The organism is Candidatus Nitrospira bockiana (assembly GCF_965152565.1).
Genome location: NZ_OZ224215.1, coordinates 878,825 through 897,664, shown reverse-complemented (window position 1 = coordinate 897,664; position 18,840 = coordinate 878,825). Strand labels below are relative to the sequence as shown.

The window sequence follows — 18,840 nt, the reverse complement described above, 5'->3', positions numbered from 1 at the left end:
CAATCGCCTTTCGGAGCATTGAATGATGTTGACCGCCTTCCGATTATAACTGATAATGATTTCGCTGAATAGTCGCCGCCGAACGGGTTGCGTACGCCCGGCCGTCTGCATTGCCCACGCCAGGAGGTTTTCTATGTCGCTCCGCTCCCCCATCGTCGCCGCGCTCGTCGTCGCCGTCGCCTGTGCGGCCATGAGTTGCGACCGGTTCTCTCCGGAAGCCAAGAAGGAGAAACACCGTGAGCGCGCCGTCGCCTACTTCGACAAGGGCCAATACCAAGAAGCCCTCATCGAGTTCAAGAACGTCGTGCAAATCGATCCCAAGGATGCCGACGGGCACTACCGCCTGGCCCTGACCTTCCTGAAGCTCGGCGGGCTCCCTAATCTGCAGGCCGCCTTCGGTGAGCTGTCCAAGACCGTGGAACTGGATCAATCCAACCAGGACGCGCAGCTCAAGCTGAGCGAAATGTACCTGCTGAGCCAGCAGCCGGCCAAGGCCCGCGAGCACGCCGAGGTCGTGTTGGCGTCGGCGCCGCAGAACACCCAAGGCTTGATCCTGCACGGCCAGAGCTTGATCAGCGAGAAGGAATTTGAAAAGGGCATTGCGGAGTTGAAGAAAGCCATCGAGCTCGACCCCAAGCACATCCCGACCTACCTGACGCTGGCGCAGGCCTATCTGCAGATGAAAGACGTGGCTTCCGCCGAACAGGCCTTGAACCAGGCGCTCGCGGCCGATCCCAAGTCGCTGGAAGCGATCGTCGCGATGGGGGACCTGCGCCTGATCACCGGGAAAAGCGACGAAGCCGAGGCCCAATACAAGCGGGCGCTCGAGCTGGCGCCGGACAAGGACGGGCTGTACCTGAAGCTCGGCGGATTCTACCAACTGGTCAAGAAATGGCCCGAGGCGGAGGCGGTCTATGAGAAGTTCGCGGCGGCCAAACCGAAGGAAGAGCTGCCGCAGCTCGTGCTCGGGGAGTTCTACAAGCAGACCGGGCAGAACGACAAAGCCCTTGCCAGCTTCCAGAAGGCCACGGAGGTGAACCCCGCCTCGGTCCAGGCTCGGGACAAGCTCATCGACCATTACCTCGATACCGGCAAGCTCGAGGAAGCGGAGAAGCGGGTCCAGGCGATCTACGAGAAGAGCAAGAAGGATCTCTCGGCCCGGTTCTTCGATGCCCGCTTGAGACTCGCGCGCGGCAAAGCCGACGAGGCCATCGAGATGCTGCAGGGTGTCATCAAGGATGAGCCGCAGCACGCCGGCGCGCACCATTTTCTGGGGTTGGCGTTCGGGCAGAAAAACGACCTCCCCCAAGCGAGGCGCGAGCTCACGGAGGCCGTCAAGCTGGCCCCGAACATGCGGGAAGCGAGAACGGCGCTGGCGGCCCTGCACCTCGCTGAAGGATCCGCCGACTTGGCGATCGAGCAGGCCCAGGCGGCGCTCCGCCTCAACGGCCGCGATCTGCAAGCGGCGACGCTGTTGGGCGACGCCTATATCAAGAAGAATGAGATCGCCAAGGCCAAGCAGACGTTCGAGGCGATCGCCAAAGTGCTCCCGCGGGAGCCGGTGAGCCGCTATCGGCTCGGCTTGATCGAGCGCAGCGAAAAGAACGAGGCAGCGGCGTTGGCGCATTTTGAGGATGCCCTGGCGATCAATCCCAACGCCATCGAGCCGCTCGACCAGATCGCGGCGATCAAGCTGTCCCAGGGCAAGGCGAAGGAAGCCCGGGAGCGGGTGCAGAAGCAACTGGAGGCCTCGCCGAACAACCCGATGATCTACAATCTCCTCGGAAAGCTGTGGCTGCAGGCCAAGGACGCGGCTCAGGCGGAGGCCGCCTATAAGAAAGCGATCGAGATCAATCCGAACCTGCCGCTCACCTACATCAACCTGGGCGAGCTGTATCTGGCGACCGGGAAACAGGACCAAGCGGCCAAGGAATATGAGGCGGCGCTGAGCAAGAATCCCAAGCTGATCGGCGCCCATATGATTCTGGGGATGATCGCCGAGCAGAAGAAGGACTACGCCGCCGCCAAGGCGCGATACGAGGAAGTCCTCAAAATCAATCCGAAGTTCGGACCGGCGGCCAACAATCTCGCCTATATCCTCAACGAAGAAGGGACGAATCTCGACCTGGCGCTCTCCTACGCACAAACCGCGCGCGAACAGCAGCCGAACGATCCCAACGTCGCCGATACGCTCGGATGGGTCTACTACAAGAAGAACGCCTATCTGAAGGCCAGCTCCCTCCTCAAGGAAGCGGCGGAGAAACTGCCCAACAATCCATTGGTGCTCTATCACTATGGGTTGGCGCAGCACAAGAACGGCGACAACGTCGGCGCAAAGAAAACGCTGCAGGCGTCGTTGAAGCTGAGCGAGACGTTCCCCGGCGCCGAGGAAGCCAAGAAGCTCTTGAAGGAGTTGTGATCAGGGCTTCCGTCCGGTCGGCCTGGGGGCTGGCCCTTCTCGTCACCGTCGGCCTCCACAGCCACGCCCGGGCCGAGTTGAGGCCCGACGAGCTCGCGATCCTCGCCAACGAGCAGGTCCCGGAGAGTCTTGCCGTCGCCGAGCACTATGCCGCTCGGCGCCACATCCCGCCAACCCACATCATCCGCCTCGACCTCCCCATGAAAGAAACGATGACCCGGTCGGACTACGAGGAACGGCTCGTGCAGCCCGTTCGGCACGCCCTCCGGATGGCGGGGCTGGCCGAGCATGTACGGGTCCTCGTCACGATCTACGGCGTCCCGCTGCGCCTGGACGCGCCGAAGCCGACCGACGAGGAAGCGGCCCGCTTGCAAGAGGCGCTCGAGCGACTGCGGTATGCCCTCGCCTACCTGGAGAAGGCCCGCCTCGCCGCAGAACGGGTCGGCATCGACCAGGGAGCGGAGATGAAAGAAGAGGCGCGCAGCAATCCACCGGCAGCACCCGACACCGGCGGTCTGGACGAAACCTTCTTGGTGCGCGTCAACGAGGCCGTCCGAGAGGCGGCCCGGCGGGTGCAGCGGGCCAAAGAGCAGGGGCACAAGGGCCCGGTCAAACAGTGGGAGCAGCAGATCGCCGCGCTGACGCTTCAAGTCGGCGGCAGCGCGACGGTCATCGCGAACCTGAAGCCATCGGCATCCGCCGACCCGCAACAAGCCAAGGCGGAGATCCAGCAATTGAAGCAGCAGATCGGCCTCGCACAACGGGTCATTCCGATCCTCGTGGCCGGGCCTTCGGCGACCGATCGCCGGCGCGGCTATGAGCTGGCCGAGCGCGTCTTCGGCCTGCAGAGCGTCGCGCGGCTGGCGAACGGTGAACGGGAGCGGTTCGAATTCAAGAACGGCGAGGCCAGCGTGGACAGCGAGCTGAGCCTGCTGTGGTGGGACCGCGACGAGTATGTGATCAGCGGTCGCCTTCCCAATCCGCTGTTCCACCAGACCCTGCCCCCCCGGGTCAGCGCGGCGATGCCCCCGATCATGCTCGTGAGCCGTCTGGACGCACCGACGGCCGCGCTGGCGATGAATCTCGTGGACCAAGCGCTGGCCGCCGAAGAGCACGGCTTGAGCGGCAACGTCTATGTGGATGCGCGAGGGATCAAGCCGGACGGGAAGCTCGGGTACGGCGATTATGATCAGGGGCTACGAGACTTGGCGGAGATCTTCCGGCGCCACACGCCCTATCCGGTCGTCGTGGACGATACCGAACGCCGGTTCAGTGAACCCGGAGAGGCGCCGAACGTGGCCGTCTATGTAGGGTGGTACCGATTACGGGCCTATGAAGATGCGTTTACCTTCATGCCCGGCGCGATCGGCTATCACATCGCCTCCGGAGAGGCGGTCAGCATTCACGATCCAAAAGAAACCGGGTGGTGCAAGAATGCACTCGAGCGCGGCATTACGGCCACGCTCGGCCCGACGGGCGAGCCGTACGTCGACGCCTTCCCCATGGCCAAGGATTTCTTCGCCTTGCTCGGGACGGGCCGGTATTCGCTCGCCGAAGCGTTTGCCCTGACGTCGCGGTATATCAGTTGGCGGATGGTCCTGTTTGGGGACCCCCTGTACAATCCGTGGCGGGGCCGCGGCTTTCTCTCGGAGGACGACACGGTGATTAGCGCCGTTCGGAAGCGGCATGGCGCCGCAGCACCCGCCCCGCTCACGCTGCCCTTCTCCAACCCGCTCAAGGCCAGACAGGAGATCAAACAGCAGCGGGAGACGGCCCTAGCCCAAGCACGCTCAGTCGCCGATCAACTGACCCGCCCCCAACGAAAGAAGACCCGCTAGCGATAGACCTCCTTTCGATGCTTAATTGTGGCAATGGAGATTTCAGTATTGTTGAATGTATAGACGATTCGATACCTTCCCACACGGTATCGCCTCAATCCCTTCAACTTGCCCTTGAGAGCGGTGCCAACAAGCGGGTTTGCGTGAATTTCACGGATCGCTTGCTTGATAGAATCGACGGGAATATCTGGGGACAGTAAGACTTTGTGGGCTTCTTTCGAAAGGCTAACGCTTCGCGATTTTCCGGCCATCTATCGTCTCTCCAAACACATCTTCATATGAGACAGTATGGCCGTTCGCGATTTCCGAGAGGCCCCGTTGAATAGAAGCAACTTCCTCACTATCACTCAAGACATCGAGCGTCTCTAGCCAGCTCTCAAATTCATCATGGCTGATAATGACTGCGTCCGGCCGGCCATTGACAGTAATGACATACCTAGATTGAAGCCTACGCACACGGTCCACTAAGTCAGTGAGATTTTGCCTTGCCTCGCTAATTGCCAGTGTTTTAGTCATCGTAGCGGCCCCAATTGCGTATGGCGTCACCTTCCTTACATTTGCACATAATTTTGCACATCGTCATCATCATGTCAACCATCCTCCTCTTCCATCCCATTCCCCCTCTCATCCCCATACCCCATATCCCCATACCTCGCTCTACCCCACACCCCCATCGCCACTCTTGCCCCTACAACCTTACCCCATACCCCATACCCCCACTCCAATCACCACCACTTCCATTCGCCGGTGAGCAAGACGTGCACGCCGAGCGCGAAATTGGTCACGCCGTGCGCGAGGATGCAGGGCCAGAGCCGCTTGGTGGCATAGAGAACTCCGGCATACGCGGCTCCGGCCATCATGCCGGCCAACCAGAGATCGTGCTCGACACCGAAGAGGGCGACGGTCACGATGAAGGAGAGCGGAGTAAAGGCGCCCAACGGCACCGCATCGAACTTGGACGAAATGAGGTAGCGCATGAGGAACGAGCGCCAAAACAGCTCTTCCATGATGGGCACCACGACTGAGGCGCCGAACAGACGGATTCCCGCCAGGATCCAACCGACACCGACTCCGGCTTGAAACGGATCATAGCCGTTCGCCGGACCATCTCCCTGCATGGCCCATGGCCAATCCATCCTCACCCACAAGGCATAGACGACCAATCCGGTCGCCAAAGCCAGCACCAGGTCCGAGGAACGCCGCCACCAACGCTCGCGCAACTCGGTGTACTCGGGCCAAAAATAGATCAGGAGTCCCAGAACAACAGCCGTCTTGATCGGATAGAGCCAAAGGGCGACGGATGATGAGCCGGGAGAAGCCTCGTTTTCACCCGAAACAAGCTGTGCTCCAGCGAGGAAGACGAGGTAGGCGGCGAAGGGGAGGATGCGCGCTTTCACGACTCGGGATGCTCCTATCCAAGTTCCGTCAGCAAGAGCACAGGAGAGAGCTCCGCATGATCACCGCAGCCGACGGATTCTAACGATCCATATGGAGAAGTGCTAGTCTGAGGCTCTAGAAATGAAAAGGCCAGCCCTCGATGGGCTGGCCTTCTCTTCACCCAAACCTCTATGGATCGATTATCCGTTCTTCCGGCGATTCAGCCCCCAGAACCCAAGGCCGACGAGACCCGAGCCCAGGAGGAGCATCGAGGCCGGCTCGGGAACCGGCTGATTGATGATGTCGCCGCTGAACAACTCACTCGTTTGGAACGCTGCTCCAGGCGCAACGGGCGCGGCGAATGAGATGTTGAAGCTGCCGGCCCACTGTGTGCCCACCGGGAACCCATACACGGCCTCGATACCTTCGAACTTCGTGTCACTGAACGCAGCGCCGGCAATGTTCGCGCCTCCGCCGAGCGAGAGCACCACGGCGCCCTTGAAGGTTCCGTTGAGCAGCACCAGGTCGGTCGGAGTCTCGGGCACGCCGTCACCCGTCACATCCAGCCCACCGACGATCGAAATGTTCCCGCCACCGGCAAAGGTCCAGGTCGTCGCGTCGCTTCCGACAAAGTTCCCGGTCTGGAAGTTCAACACGCAGCTCACACAACCAAGAACCAACCCGGCGTTGGCTGGAGTCCCGAGTCCGACCAGGTTGTCGACCTGGATATTGACCCCGACGAGCGGGGAGGCTCCGCCTCCGTATGCGATCGTCCCCGTCGTCGGCGCGATGACGCCAAAATCAAGGGTGGGCTGCGCCTGGCCCAACCCTGGGCTCATCCCCACCGCGACCGCCAGGCCGAGGGCAAGGAGTCCCGCCTTTCCCAACAGCCGGCTCTTGAGTGTGTGGTTCTTCATTTCCTGACCTCCTAAAGGTTTGTTGGCTATCATTTCGGACACCGGTGGGTATAACAAGTGCCGTGCCATGGTAGTAGATGGTAAATACAAATATTTAAGCTATTGAAACGCAAGGAATAGCAGTACTCAAGGAACTCTCTATGGCCTCAAACAGCGGAACCTAGACGGGCCGAGAGAAGGGAGAACTGTAAAAGATTTCGACGGTTGCTCTCGGCGGTTCGAAGAGGGTGATAATTTCCTTGTTTTTTCAGGACGCTCTACTCATTTCTCGCTGCCTGAGAACTGTAAAGGCTTTCGACAGCCAAACCGGCGCTCTGACATTGGACTTAAGACTGAGAAGGACTTGAACCAGGCCCTTCTGAGAGCAACTCGAGTGACGCGATTGAATTCGACCGGCGAGGAGGAACTGAGCGGAAGGGAAGCGCTTCGCTCAGCAAGCGCTTGATATCTAAATAAAAGTCAGTAGCGATCGCGGGAGAGAGGAGAGGAGAGGAGGAGTCGTTACCGCTCGATCGAGTACTTGCTGATGAGACCGTGAAGGGTGGGGCGGCTCACCCCTAGCTCCGCGGCGGTCTTGCTGATATTGCCCCGGTTCTTGGCCAGCGTCTTCTGAATGCACTCTTTTTCGATCGATTCACGCGCGTCCTTGAGCTTGTGGCTCTTGCCCGTCAGGCCGTTCAGCTCGAGGTCTTCGTGCGTGATCCGCTGCCCCTCGGCCATCACGACCGCCCGTTTGATGCGGTTTTCGAGCTCCCGGACGTTGCCCGGCCAATTGTAGGCCTCAATGGCCTTGAGCGCCGCCGGGGTAAACCCGAGCAGCTTTTTCTTCTGTTCCGTGGCCGCCTGCTGGAGCAACGCCTGGGCGAGCACCCGGACGTCTTCACCGCGATCCCGAAGCGGTGGCACAGCGATGGTCACGACCTGGAGCCGGTAGAACAGGTCCTCGCGGAAGGTACCCTGCTGGATCGCCTGGCTCAAATCGCGGTTCGTCGCCGCAATGACCCGGGCATCCACTGGGATTTCCTCCCGGCCTCCCACGCGCACAATCCGTTGCTCTTGAAGCACATGGAGCAGCTTCACTTGAAGGGGGAGCGGCATCTCGCCGATCTCGTCCAGGAAGAGCACCCCGTGCTCCGCCGACTCGATGCGGCCGCGACGCTGAATGTGCGCCCCGGTGAAGGCGCCCTTCTCATGCCCGAACAGCTCGCTTTCCAAGAGATTTTCAGGAATCGCGCCGCAGTTGATGGACACGAACGGGGCCTGATGCCGTCCGCTCAAGCGATGGATCGCACGGGCCACCAGGCCCTTTCCCGTCCCGCTTTCCCCGGTGATCAGGACCGGCACGTCGGCCGGCGCGACGCGGCGGATGACCGAAAAGACCCTTTGCATCGCCGGGCTCCTCCCGAGGATGTCGCCCAGCCCGTCCGTCGGCTGTTCCCGCTGGAGACTTTGATTTTCTCGATCGAGCCGCTGGAGATAGGCCGCCCGCTGGAGGACGACCTTGAGCACGTCCAGTTGAACCGGCTTCTGGATATAGTCGAACGCGCCCAGCTGAACGGCCTTCAGCGCGTTCGTACGGTCGCTGTTGCCCGTCATGACGATCACTCGGGTGAGCGGGTCGGTGGTCAGGATGTCGCCCAAGGCCGAGAGGCCTTCACTGGCCCCGTCCACGTCCCCGGGCAGGCCGAGATCGAGCGTCACGAGCTGCGGGTGCCGGGTGTTCACGAGCTCGAGGGTGGTCGCTCGGTCCTCGGCTTCCAGCACCTCATACTCCGAGGCAAGCGCCCATTTGAGCTGTTCGCGGATCTCCGCATCATCATCGACGATCAAGAGGACTGGACGGGTCATGGTCATCATCGGACCTCAGCGTGTGCCCGAAAGAGTAGTGGCTTCGGCGGCAAATGGCAAGGTGATCCGAACGCGCGTCCCTTGCCCGGGCTCGCTCTCGATCGACATGGTGCCGTGATGCGCTTCCATGATGCGTTTGCATTCGTACAGCCCCACCCCGAGCCCCTCTTTCTTGGTCGTCCGAAAGGGATTGAAGATCGTCCGGAGCACGGCGGCCGGGATGCCGGGTCCGTTGTCGGCGATCGTGACGACGACCTGCTCCTCCTCACGGGTCGTGGTGATCGTGATCTCGCCCCGCTCGCCGCACGCCTGCTGGGCGTTCAAGATGACGTTGAGCAGAACCTGCTGGATCTGGTCCCGCTTCATCCGTATCGGTGGTAACGCGTCCCCTTGACGATGGATCCGAGCCCGCAAGCCCCCGTTCATCGCCTCCATCGTCTCGTTCAAGACCGCCTGCAGCTCGACGGTCTCCCAATGCCCGTGGTCGCGGCTTTGCGGCATCCCGGATTGAGAGGACAATTTGGTGATCAGCGTCATCATCTTTTGCACCGTGCCGGCCACCGTCCGCATGGCGGACTGCTGGAAGGCCGGGTCGTGGCCGAAGACCTCCGCATTTTGCGCCACCAGCGAGAGCCGAGCCGCCAGGTTCTTGATATCGTGCAGACAGAAGGCCGAAAACCGATGCAGCGCCTCCAGCTCGGACGCCGCACGCCGCTCTTCGGCGAGGTTAGCCAATGACAGCAGCATGGCCACATGGTGCGCGATCGCCCGCAGCAGGTCGACATCCTGGCTCCCGTACGCCCCTCCCCGCTCCGGGCTCAACGTCACGAACGCCAGTACTCGTTCTTCCACCCGCAACGGCACGCACAGACTCGCCCGCGTGCGCTCCCAGAACAAGTCCCCTGCCTCGCACTGCTGTTTCGTCTGGGCCAGCTCCTCGGTGCTCAGCGGCTCCTGAGCCTGAAGCAGCCGGGAGATCACCGGGTGCGACAAGGACAGCGGCGGAGGAGGCGCTTCCGTGTTGACCGAACGCACCTGATGGAACCGGTTGTCCGCTTCGAAATGCATCCAGATCGAGATCCGCCCCGCCCCGAACGTGCCGCTCAGCACGTCCAAGAAACGATCGAGGATCGCCTCGACCGACGCGCAGGTCCGAAAGGCCTCCGTCACCTCCAACCATTTGGCGCGGTAGTCATACTTCACCCGGTAGACGTGCCGGCCGATCGCCTGCTTCACCTGCGTGCGAACCGCGCGCGACGACACCGCGACGACCAGCCCGACGATCGCGACGAACACGACAAGGGTGCTGAAGACCGAGGCGACCGATTGGCCGGTGTACCGGATCAGTTCTCCGACGAGGCCGACCGCAAAGAGGTAGAGCCCGATGACCAGAAAGGTCACCGAGCCGTAGACCACCTGAGGGGTGATGTAGACCGTGCCGCGCGGCTGGTCGAAGCGAACCCGGGTCAGCCCATAGGCCAGCAACGCCAGCGACAGCAGCGTGACCAGGCCTTCGATGACGGCGTGGTCCGTGTCCCAAATCGGCAACAGCAACAGCCGGCTGGCCTCATAGATCCGGTAGCCGCCAAGCGCTCCGACCCCGATGACGAGGAATTTGATCTGGTAGCGGAACGGCTCTCGGGACACGCGCAGGATCTGCTCGAATTGAGCGAGCGCCAGCGCCATGGCAAAGAGCACGAAGATGTAGTCGACACGGCCGAGCGGCCCCAGCGCGATGACATCGGCCTGATGGCGAATTGTGAGGTCCGACCAAACGAGCGTGCCCAGGAGAGCGGCGACCAGCCCGACGGCATACGCGCGATGCCGGACAACCGGGTCGCTTTTGGCGCCGATCATCTCCCCGAGCACGAGGCTGACGTAGAGGAGTCCGGCGGGCTGAATCAGCTCTCCCAGGAGACCAAGGCCCCGCCAAAAGAGAACCTGCTCAGGAAACACCAGGGTGAGCGCATTGGCAAGCTGGATCAGCCCGGTAAGGCCGAGGGCGAGGCCGAGCGGACGACGAACACGATGCGTCGAGGCGGTGAGGATCAGGAAACCAGCAAAAAGAAGCCCGGCGAGGCCTGCGAGGAAGACGGATGCGACAAAGAAAACGGGTGTCATACGGGGGCGGCGGTCGGCCCGGACGGCATGAAGTCGATGAGCAGCGGCCAGGCATCCTGCAAGAACTTCAATCCGTGCTGATACGCGTCCTCGGGGGTCGTGGTGACCGGAACCGAGATCCTCACCAGCGCGCCGTCCGTGCGATTCTGCGTCATGGCGTCCCAGATCATATAGCCCTTGGCCCAATACTCGCTGGCGATGATGCGCCCGCGGTCATGGTACCAGTAGAGGATCACTTGTCGATCCAACCCCTTTTGAATCAAGACCTTGTTGATGAGGATGGACGCCGTGGGAGAGGCGGGCACGACGACGTGGTGGCTTTCGACGAACTGCCATCCGGCGCCCGGCAGGCAATTCTTGGGTGAATGGTAGGTCGACCCGGTCCGCTGGCTCTGGTAATACCCGACGTACAGCCAGACCGGCAGCGCTCGTTCGGTCTGCGTGGTCGGGACATACAGCCGCATCATGTAGTCGGTGAGCTTCAGGATATCGAGGACGCTCTGGTCCATCCCCAGTTCCTTCCCCGTCCACCGTCCCTCGATCGTGAGCGGGAAGTCTGCAAAGGGTTTCTTGCTCGGAACGGGCTCACCGTGTGAGAGAAGCTGGAGCGATCCCCACGTGCTGAGGAGCATGACCAAGGCGAGAATGACCGGCCATCGCTTCACAGCCGCACCTCCAGAGAGGAGCGTGGCGGCCGCCCGCGGCCCACCCGCGCCAGCGTGGTGCCGACGGCCAGCAACAGCAAGAAGGCGACGACGAAGATCAGCCAGCCGGAAAACGTGTGATAAAAGCCTTCGGCAGCCTGCGCCCCCCAGTAGTGGGCCAGGACCCCCGTCCCGCTCACTCGGAATGCATTCGCCGCAATCGCGATCGGAATCGACAGGACCACCAGCACCCACCGCTTCCACATCTCGGATTGGGAGAAATAGGCGTAGACGGTCCCCAAGGCCAGCAGGGCCTGGAGGGATCGAATGCCGCTGCACGCTTCAGCCACCTCGAGCGTCGTCCCCGCCAGGACGATGACATTCCCTTCACGCAGCACCGGAATGCCGAAGTTGAACAAGCAAAAGGCGGCGGTCTTGGCGGCGAAGAGTTGGAGTGGAAACGCGACGGCATTGACGACGATCGCCGGCAAGGGAATCATGAAGAACACGAAGCCGATCGGAAACAGCAGGATCCGAAGCGCCCGACGCCCCATGACGAGGAGAACTAACCCGGCCAGGACAATTATTAGAGAAGACCGTTGCAAATAGAGCTCGGCTCCGATCGATCCAATTATCAGCATCAGAAGGCCCAGCGCCAGCACGGGAATGCCCCAGAAGCTCGGTTCCTGTGCCTGGCGTTTCAGCTTCTCCCATCGCTCCCAGACGAAGAAGGCAACCAGGAAAGGGACGAGAAACCCATGGGAATAGTCCGGGTCGTCGTACCATTGTTGGCCCATTCTATAGAGTACCTGATAGTACAAGCCGACGAGCGTTGCGACGAGCGAACTAACTAGAAGAAGGCCTTCAAATTGAGACCATGAGTTTGAGACGGCTGATGCCCTCTCGCTTTTCCGCTCAGCCTGAGCGCCAGGATATTCCTTAGTCAGCAGTCGGTCCATGATAACGTCGCATTCTTAGGGAAGATCGGTCACCTGTCTATTAGCCAGTCGGATATTCGTCACTCTTCTTTTGGATGACCATCTAGCCGCCCTTGGTGTCCAGGGCCTCGACGAGGCGGGAGATCTGCTCGACCCGAGCATCCCAACTCTCGTCCCGGACCGCATCCATCCGCTTCACCGCCGCGGCCTCACTCGTATCCGTCACGGCCGCTTCGAGCTCCGCCACGAACTCCTCCTGATTCCTCGCGATTCGAACGACGCTGGCGTATTGCCCCACTTCCGGCAACGGTGTGGAGACCACCGGTAGGCCGGCCGCGAGATACTCTCTCAATTTGATGGGATTCACGTTTTCCGTCAGCCGATTCACCTTGAACGGCAAAATCGCCGCATCGAACCCCCTGGCAAACCCAGGAAGCGCGTCATACGGACGGGCGCCGATCAAATGAACATTCTTTAGACCGTCAAGCGCGTCGCACGCGACACCGGCTTTTCCAACGAGGGCAAACGACCATTCCGGGTGTCGGAGCGCGGCAAACCGAATCAAGTCCAGATCGATCCATTCGTGGATCAGTCCCCAAAATCCGATGATCGGCCTGGGGAGGTCTTGAAGCTCCGGTGCGCCCGGAGCCTCCAGCCGGCGCGCCCGGGAGAAATGTTCGCTATCCACCCCATGAGGAATCCAATACGTGCGCGGATTGAAGCGGCGTTTGGCGTCATAGAGTTTTTGCGCGGACGCCAAGACGAGATCGCTTTGCTTCATCAATGACTGTTCCATCTCCTCCATCAACTTCCCGTTCAAGAAGCTGAACGCCGACCACTCGTCCACACAGTAGTAGACCACCTTCTCGGGCCTGAGATGGGACACGAGGGGCGCCGTGGTCGGGAGGAATGTCCACATCTGAAAACGGTCCATGCCGAGGCGATGAGCCTGCCACCGAATGTAATGGCCCAGCCACCAGGCATTGGCCGCCGGCACACCAGGGACCCCATGGAACGGGATGGCAAGCGGCGTGAGAACATGGAGACGCGGCGAGACGGAAACCGGGCCACGCAAGAACTTCTTGATCTTTCTCAGTATTCTCCCAGCGTCGTGGGCTGTCACCTGCGGGGTTCTCAGGCCGATGGAATTCACCCAGAGGACACGGTTGTTCCGCGCCAGAATCTTCATGACCTGATGCTTGCTGGTGGGATCGGCATCCCAATCGTTCGCAAAGCAGACGATGTTCTGCCCTGAGATCATGCCGCCACCCCAAACTTTTGAAACCACATCTCGAGCACCAGGAGGCCCCACAGCTCGTTGCTCAGGTCGCACTGTCCTTCTTTGTGGGCAGCAAGCATACGCCGAATCACCGCCGCCTCGCAAAAGCCACTAATGACGCTCTTGGGCCCCAGCAACAGGTCTGAACCGACCTCATGGAGCCCGGCCTTGAACCATTGTGCAATCGGGACCGGAAATCCTTTCTTCGTCCGATAGACGACATCGTGGGGAAGATCGGACTCAACGGCCTTCTTCAAGAGGTATTTCGTTTCTCCATTCCTAATCTTGAGGTCCGCTGGGAGGCGCGCAGCGAATTCAACGAGGCGGTGATCCAGGAAGGGGACGCGAAGCTCGATCGACGCCGCCATGGTCATTTTGTCGGCCTTGACGAGAAGATCATCCGGGAGCCACGTCTTCGTGTCCACATACAGCATCTGGTTCAGCGGTGCCTGACCGCGGACCGCTGCAAAGTAACCGGCAAACGTCTCGTTCAGATAACCGGCGGACTGCGTGAAAGTCCCCGGCTTGATCAGTTCCTCCTTGCGCCCTTCCAGGAAGTGCCCAGAAACACCACGATAGCGGACGTCGAGCGGCTTCCCCAAGAGCCGCAAGTAACGAGCCAGCTTGCCTTGGCCGGCTATGCGCGCCAAAGCACGATACCCGGGAGCCAAGAAGGGATGATAGAGGCGATCGAGCAACTGCATTTTTCTATAGATAGAGTAGCCGGCCAGCAGCTCGTCGGCCCCTTCACCGGAGTGGAGGACCGTCGCGTACGGTTTGGCCTCACGCGACAAGAAATAGAGGGGGATGCAGGCCGGGTCGCCCACGGGCTCGTCGAGGTGCCAGACCAGGTCCGGGATCCACTCCGCAAAGTCGGCAGCACGCAAGGTCAGCGAGTGATGGATCGTATTGAGGCGATGGGCCACCGAATCGGCGAAATGAAATTCGTTGACACCCTCCGCATCCTCGTACCCCACCGTGAAGGTGGTGACGCGATCATGAAGCAGTGTTTGCAGGGTGGCGGCAATGGCGCTCGAGTCCACGCCACCGCTCAAGAAGACGCCGTATGGAACTTCGCTCATCAGGTGCTCTTCACACACCTGATGCAGGAGAGTCGTGAACTCCTCGACTGCCGTGCTTTCGGCAGCGTGATCTTCCGCAAAATGGAGGTCCCAATAGCAGCGGATCGTGGTGCGGCCCTGATGGGCGATGAGAGTGTGCCCCGGCTGGAGTTTCGAAATCCCCTTGAAGAGCGTCTTGGGTCCTGGGACGTAGCGGAGGCTCAAATAGGCGTCGAGGGCATCGAGATCCACCCGCGGCTCGATACCCGGCACAGCAAGGATCGCCTTGATTTCAGAAGCAAAGAGGAGTTGGTCACGATGGATTGTGAAATAGAGAGGCTTGATGCCGAGGCGATCGCGGGAGAGGACGAGTTGTTGACGCGCTGCGTCCCAGAGCGCAAACGCAAACATGCCCGTCAGATGCGATTCAAAGTCATCACCGAACTCTTCATAGGCGTGAACGATCGATTCAGTATCCGAGCTCGTCCGGTAGACATGCCCCTTCGATTCGAGATTCGTTCGCAGCGTCCGGTGATTGTAGATCTCCCCGTTAAAGACAATCGCGATCGAACCGTCCTCATTGAACATTGGCTGGTGCCCGGTGGCGAGATCGATGATGCTCAGACGGCGGTGAGCCAACCCGACCGGCCCAGAAGTAAACAGCCCGTCATCATCAGGCCCTCGGTGGACCATGGCTCGAGCCATGGGTTCAACCGTCGACCGATCGACAGTCCCGTTGCCTTGAAGGTTCAGGACCCCCGCGATGCCACACATGCTAGTTCCTTGGAAGGCGAAGCCTGGCTAAGTTTTTCGTAGCAACGAAAGCCAGGTAGATATGAATTTTTTCGACAAGCGTCCGCCGGTTTCCGTTCCACCGATTGGCATAGTCGAGAAGCATCTGATCGTGTGCGAGATGACCGAGAATGGAGAGAAGCAGCCAGTTGAGCTTGTGGTAATGCGGCGGACACAGGTAGCGATGAGCACCATACCGGGTCCAGATGTTCTGGTAGTTCCAAAACTCCAAGTTGGCTTTCAGGCCTTCGATGCCATCACAAAACAGATCCTTCACTTTCTGCGAGTTCGTTTCCACCGCAAGGTCGTACAGTCCGAGTAGGCTGAACAGAAATCCATCGAGGATACGCGGAAGCGGATATGCAGGATACTCCTCATACAGCGTGTAGCCATTGTCGAATGTCTTGACGCCGCCTTCTTCAACCGTACTCGTAAACACGAGGCTCGCCTTCTCACACAGATCGAGGAGCTCATCCTCCTTCAGGAGCCGATAGGCCCGAATCAAGGCGCTGATGACGACTCCTTGGTACATCGCCGAGATCCATGGGGATTTGAGCTTGGTCACGCCTTCTTGCCAGTCAAAGTAGCATGGCCAAACCACTGCGCCATCCGCTCGTCGGACCGCATTTTGGCACAACCAAACAATCTGGTTGATGAATCGTTGTAGGTTAGCGGGATCTTGTGTCTGAAGGTGTTTCTCGAGGTTGAAGAGGCCCCACCAGGCAATAAACAAGGGATTGTATTGTAAGCCTTGAGCTCGATAGAGTTTCTGAGGGATGCCGGCTGAGTCGAAGACCAGATCGTCTAGAAAAAGCGTGGGGCTCCGGAGGTGATAACGGATCGAGGTGCAGGAACCTGCTTCTTCTACATCTTCTATGGCACAGTCTATTCGAAACTGGAAGATTTCTCGGCGCAGCGCCCTTGCCAGAAACATAAGTGATTGACTCATAAGGTCGCTGTATTTGGCTGCTCCTATGGCTTGTCTTATGGCCAAAAACCGGCCACTGGCCAAAGACCCTTGTTTACTCGCAACATGGCTCTGTGTCTATTGGCCGACTGTAGGTCTACCCCTACTTTTGGAGGGTGATACTTTGAGGGCGGCAGTTGTAGAGTTAGGCAACTCACCGTTTCAGAAATGCAATGAAAGGCCCGCGGTGAAGTGATTGATATGGGCTGTCGATTGATCTTGCGTTGAACCAAATTCAAACGTATGCCTTGCATAGGTGTTCTTGTATTCTCCGAAGACTGCAACATTCCTAGTAATAAAGACCTTAGCGCCTGCGAGCAACTGCCTGACTCCAGAAATATCAGTATCCCTCTCACCTGTCGGAAGCTTCGACCTAGCAATCTGCACGCCGCCACCAATCCCGACATAGGGATACCATCTGCCATTCGGCAACTCAGGCGATACACCAAAAGGCCATCTCATCAAGAAATTAATGGCTACGATGGTGTAGGTTTCCGTCGTATTGCTTGTTTGAACCTGGCTAACCGAGATTCCGCCGGTACTACCGCTTGCGGGTAAAATTTGCTCCTTCTGGTCCGGAGAGTAGCGGGTAATGTCTAGCTCTACTCCGAAGTTCACCCGGTCCTGAATGCTGGGGGGTGCTTTCCAGACTGTCAGCTTTCCTCCGTACGTCAGAGAAGATTTCAGAGAGAGATCTTTCACTAGAATATCTTGCATTTCTGCGGGATCAGTTTGCCTAAGATCAGTCTTAAAGGGAATGGCCCACCCTCCAAACCCAGAGATCGAGATATCCAATGGTTTAGTGGCCTTGCCTGCTTCCGCATTGAGCCCTCCGAACAGTGCCAAAACGGCAACCAATCCTAGGACCAACCCCGTATGGTTCATGATCAAGGTAACTATGCCTCCTTGTTCAGCCCTTCTCTTAATCAATGAAGAGTCGGATCTTTACAATTATATCTGTGATTCTCTTTTTGGCACGAAAGTCTGGCCACAGGAGCGCAAAACTACCCGGCTTGTGCAAAAGTGTTCGCCCTCAATATAGAATAGCCTGTAGTTATGCAGCCTTATGGTGGCATGGTGCCTGCTCTATCCCTAGCGCCGGAGGAAGAATCATAGCCACATTAGCCTACACTTCGAGGGCGCTAAAGTGTGAAACGATGGCGAGCGATTCCTCCCAAAGGAGGCATAGATGAGAAGACAATCTCAAACGACTATAGGTGGATTTCTTAAAATCTCATTACTTATGTTTACAGTAAGCTCCGCTTCTTGCATCTCGGCGTCGCCTGTGAGCGCAGACTCCGTCCCTATTCCCGAGCTTAGCCTCTGGGAGTCACATATGCTCACATACGGCCGAAAGCACTGCCAGTTAATGTCAAGCTATGACACCATGGTAGGGGATCAATACACCCAATACTCCGGCACGAGGCTTGGATCAACTTACTATGATGGCGAGCGTGTGTATTACCAAATCCTCGAATACACTGGTGATCCGACGTGGAAATATTGCTCAGGGTTTGCCGAGAAGTTTTACAGGGACGAATTCGTGTTTCCGTTAAAGGGAGAGGTCCCGGGGTACTGGAATTTTACACATGGCCTTCTCATGGACTACAACCGAACTAAAGATGAAAAGTCAAAAGATGCTGCATTACTTATTGCTCAAAATGCGGCATATTCACGCGACTATACTCCGCTTTCTGCAACCGCGAGTGCCGTATATGCCCGCGACACCTCTTATGCCGTGATGGGTTACGTAAACGCCGAAAAGCTTGGGGCGGCGGTCAGACCACGTAAAGCTCAACTCATTGATCAATTGCTCGACTATATCAATCAATGGTTCATCACACGCATCGTCCTGCCCGGAGGTGAACCTCATCCTGATGATTATCTTAAGCCGCCCTTTGTTGGACTAGCCATGCAGGGTTTGATTTATGCCTACGAACAGAATTCAGACCCGCGTATACTTAACAGCCTAGTTATTGCTTTAGATGGTCTATGGGAGCGGGCCTGGATGCCTACAGAAGAAGCTTTTTACTATGCCAACAATGAAACACCTCTAAAACCCGCGCCTGACTTGAACCTGTTGATTGCACCAGCCTATGCATGGATGTATCTTCAGACGGGCGATACCAAATATCGGGACAGAGGAGATCAGATTTTCTCGGGAGGAGTGAAACGTGCATGGCTTGAGGGAACCAAGCAATTCAATCAGAACTACTGGTGGAGCTTTGATTACGTGAAGTGGCGGCAAGAAGCTAATGTGAAGTATGCTGGGCAGTCCCCAACCTCCTCAGATACGGCAACAGCAACAACGAGTACCGATACAACTCTTTCAAAGAGTACCGATACCTCGACCACAACTAATACCGTTACGTCTATTACCCCTTCCACTAGCACCACAACAACTCAGACGACTACGTCAAGTGAATCGACTTCCCGAGGGCTAGCGAAAGGCAAGCTAAAGCAGATTCGATAGGCGGACCGCCGGGGGGTGCACAAAGCACCCCCCTCTTGCTCCATGCTCCTGATCGATCACGGACTGTAAGAACTTCGTTTCCTGCCCTATCTCCCCAACCTCTGGCTTCTTGAAGATCCCCCACTTGTAATTGAACTTCTAATCTACTAATCTGCGTTCCCATTGG

15 protein-coding genes are annotated in these 18,840 nt (G+C 58.8%); 3 read left to right on the top strand and 12 right to left on the bottom strand.

Annotated features, from left to right (window positions below; all coding sequences use genetic code 11):
* Positions 1-133: 133 nt before the first annotated feature.
* Together ACWHYV_RS04555 and ACWHYV_RS04550 are read left to right on the top strand one after the other, a co-directional pair.
* Positions 134-2,419: a tetratricopeptide repeat protein gene (locus ACWHYV_RS04555; RefSeq protein ID WP_447979470.1), complete on the top strand. Its 2,286-nt coding sequence runs from the start codon at positions 134-136 to the stop codon at positions 2,417-2,419.
* Entirely contained in the window at positions 2,416-4,257 is a 1,842-nt protein-coding gene (locus ACWHYV_RS04550) for a TIGR03790 family protein (RefSeq protein WP_447979469.1), read from the top strand. The genes ACWHYV_RS04555 and ACWHYV_RS04550 overlap by 4 nt, the downstream gene beginning before the upstream one ends.
* Here the strand turns inward: ACWHYV_RS04550 and ACWHYV_RS04545 are convergent.
* The 12 genes from ACWHYV_RS04545 to ACWHYV_RS04490 all read right to left on the bottom strand — a co-directional run bounded on the left by ACWHYV_RS04545 (position 4,254) and on the right by ACWHYV_RS04490 (position 17,092).
* A complete protein-coding gene (locus ACWHYV_RS04545) occupies positions 4,254-4,508 on the bottom strand; it encodes a type II toxin-antitoxin system RelE family toxin (RefSeq protein WP_447979468.1) in 255 nt (84 codons plus the stop codon). The two genes, ACWHYV_RS04550 and ACWHYV_RS04545, sit on opposite strands and share 4 nt — an antisense overlap.
* Complete coding sequence (locus ACWHYV_RS04540; protein WP_447979467.1) at positions 4,483-4,773, bottom strand: type II toxin-antitoxin system Phd/YefM family antitoxin; 291 nt, start codon at positions 4,771-4,773, stop codon at positions 4,483-4,485. Before ACWHYV_RS04540 ends, ACWHYV_RS04545 begins: the two co-directional genes overlap by 26 nt.
* A 209-nt stretch (positions 4,774-4,982) precedes the next feature.
* Positions 4,983-5,654, bottom strand: coding sequence for a CAAX prenyl protease-related protein (locus tag ACWHYV_RS04535; RefSeq protein WP_447979466.1), 672 nt, complete (start codon positions 5,652-5,654; stop codon positions 4,983-4,985).
* Positions 5,655-5,834: 180 nt separating this feature from the next.
* Positions 5,835-6,551, bottom strand: a complete 717-nt coding sequence (locus tag ACWHYV_RS04530; protein WP_447979465.1) for a PEP-CTERM sorting domain-containing protein — start codon at positions 6,549-6,551, stop codon at positions 5,835-5,837.
* 501 nt (positions 6,552-7,052) lie between these two features.
* On the bottom strand, positions 7,053-8,399 hold the full coding sequence (prsR, locus tag ACWHYV_RS04525; RefSeq protein ID WP_447979464.1) for a PEP-CTERM-box response regulator transcription factor: 1,347 nt from the start codon (positions 8,397-8,399) through the stop codon (positions 7,053-7,055).
* A gap of 15 nt (positions 8,400-8,414) precedes the next feature.
* A complete protein-coding gene (prsK, locus tag ACWHYV_RS04520) occupies positions 8,415-10,520 on the bottom strand; it encodes an XrtA/PEP-CTERM system histidine kinase PrsK (RefSeq protein WP_447979463.1) in 2,106 nt (701 codons plus the stop codon).
* Positions 10,517-11,185: an exosortase C-terminal domain/associated protein EpsI gene (locus ACWHYV_RS04515; protein WP_447979462.1), complete on the bottom strand. Its 669-nt coding sequence runs from the start codon at positions 11,183-11,185 to the stop codon at positions 10,517-10,519. The genes prsK and ACWHYV_RS04515 overlap by 4 nt, the downstream gene beginning before the upstream one ends.
* Positions 11,182-11,961: an exosortase A gene (gene xrtA, locus ACWHYV_RS04510; protein WP_447979461.1), complete on the bottom strand. Its 780-nt coding sequence runs from the start codon at positions 11,959-11,961 to the stop codon at positions 11,182-11,184. Before xrtA ends, ACWHYV_RS04515 begins: the two co-directional genes overlap by 4 nt.
* Positions 11,962-12,205: 244 nt before the next feature.
* Positions 12,206-13,363 (bottom strand): glycosyltransferase, encoded by a 1,158-nt coding sequence (locus ACWHYV_RS04505; protein WP_447979460.1) that lies wholly within the window; start codon positions 13,361-13,363, stop codon positions 12,206-12,208.
* Complete coding sequence (gene asnB / locus ACWHYV_RS04500; protein WP_447979459.1) at positions 13,360-15,216, bottom strand: asparagine synthase (glutamine-hydrolyzing); 1,857 nt, start codon at positions 15,214-15,216, stop codon at positions 13,360-13,362. The genes ACWHYV_RS04505 and asnB overlap by 4 nt, the downstream gene beginning before the upstream one ends.
* Position 15,217: 1 nt before the next feature.
* On the bottom strand, positions 15,218-16,168 hold the full coding sequence (locus ACWHYV_RS04495; RefSeq protein WP_447979458.1) for a D-glucuronyl C5-epimerase family protein: 951 nt from the start codon (positions 16,166-16,168) through the stop codon (positions 15,218-15,220).
* Positions 16,169-16,363: 195 nt separating this feature from the next.
* Positions 16,364-17,092 (bottom strand): outer membrane protein, encoded by a 729-nt coding sequence (locus ACWHYV_RS04490; protein ID WP_447979457.1) that lies wholly within the window; start codon positions 17,090-17,092, stop codon positions 16,364-16,366.
* A gap of 445 nt (positions 17,093-17,537) precedes the next feature.
* Here ACWHYV_RS04490 and ACWHYV_RS04485 point away from each other — a divergent pair, with 445 nt between their 5' ends.
* The gene (locus ACWHYV_RS04485) at positions 17,538-18,674 is read left to right on the top strand and encodes a hypothetical protein (RefSeq protein ID WP_447979456.1); all 1,137 of its coding nucleotides are present in this window, start codon (positions 17,538-17,540) and stop codon (positions 18,672-18,674) included.
* The last annotated feature ends 166 nt before the right edge of the window (positions 18,675-18,840 follow it).

Bases quoted from the DNA above. Each gene is read 5' to 3' on its own strand.
- ACWHYV_RS04540 (WP_447979467.1), bottom strand. From the start codon at position 4,773: ATGACTAAAACACTGGCAATTAGCGAGGCAAGGCAAAATCTCACTGAC.
- ACWHYV_RS04505 (WP_447979460.1), bottom strand. From the start codon at position 13,363: ATGATCTCAGGGCAGAACATCGTCTGCTTTGCGAACGATTGGGATGCC.
- prsK (WP_447979463.1), bottom strand. From the start codon at position 10,520: ATGACACCCGTTTTCTTTGTCGCATCCGTCTTCCTCGCAGGCCTCGCC.
- asnB (WP_447979459.1), bottom strand. From the start codon at position 15,216: ATGTGTGGCATCGCGGGGGTCCTGAACCTTCAAGGCAACGGGACTGTC.
- ACWHYV_RS04495 (WP_447979458.1), bottom strand. From the start codon at position 16,168: ATGTTTCTGGCAAGGGCGCTGCGCCGAGAAATCTTCCAGTTTCGAATA.
- ACWHYV_RS04485 (WP_447979456.1), top strand. From the start codon at position 17,538: ATGCTCACATACGGCCGAAAGCACTGCCAGTTAATGTCAAGCTATGAC.
- prsR (WP_447979464.1), bottom strand. From the start codon at position 8,399: ATGACCCGTCCAGTCCTCTTGATCGTCGATGATGATGCGGAGATCCGC.
- xrtA (WP_447979461.1), bottom strand. From the start codon at position 11,961: ATGGGCCAACAATGGTACGACGACCCGGACTATTCCCATGGGTTTCTC.
- ACWHYV_RS04530 (WP_447979465.1), bottom strand. From the start codon at position 6,551: ATGAAGAACCACACACTCAAGAGCCGGCTGTTGGGAAAGGCGGGACTC.
- ACWHYV_RS04545 (WP_447979468.1), bottom strand. From the start codon at position 4,508: ATGGCCGGAAAATCGCGAAGCGTTAGCCTTTCGAAAGAAGCCCACAAA.
- ACWHYV_RS04555 (WP_447979470.1), top strand. From the start codon at position 134: ATGTCGCTCCGCTCCCCCATCGTCGCCGCGCTCGTCGTCGCCGTCGCC.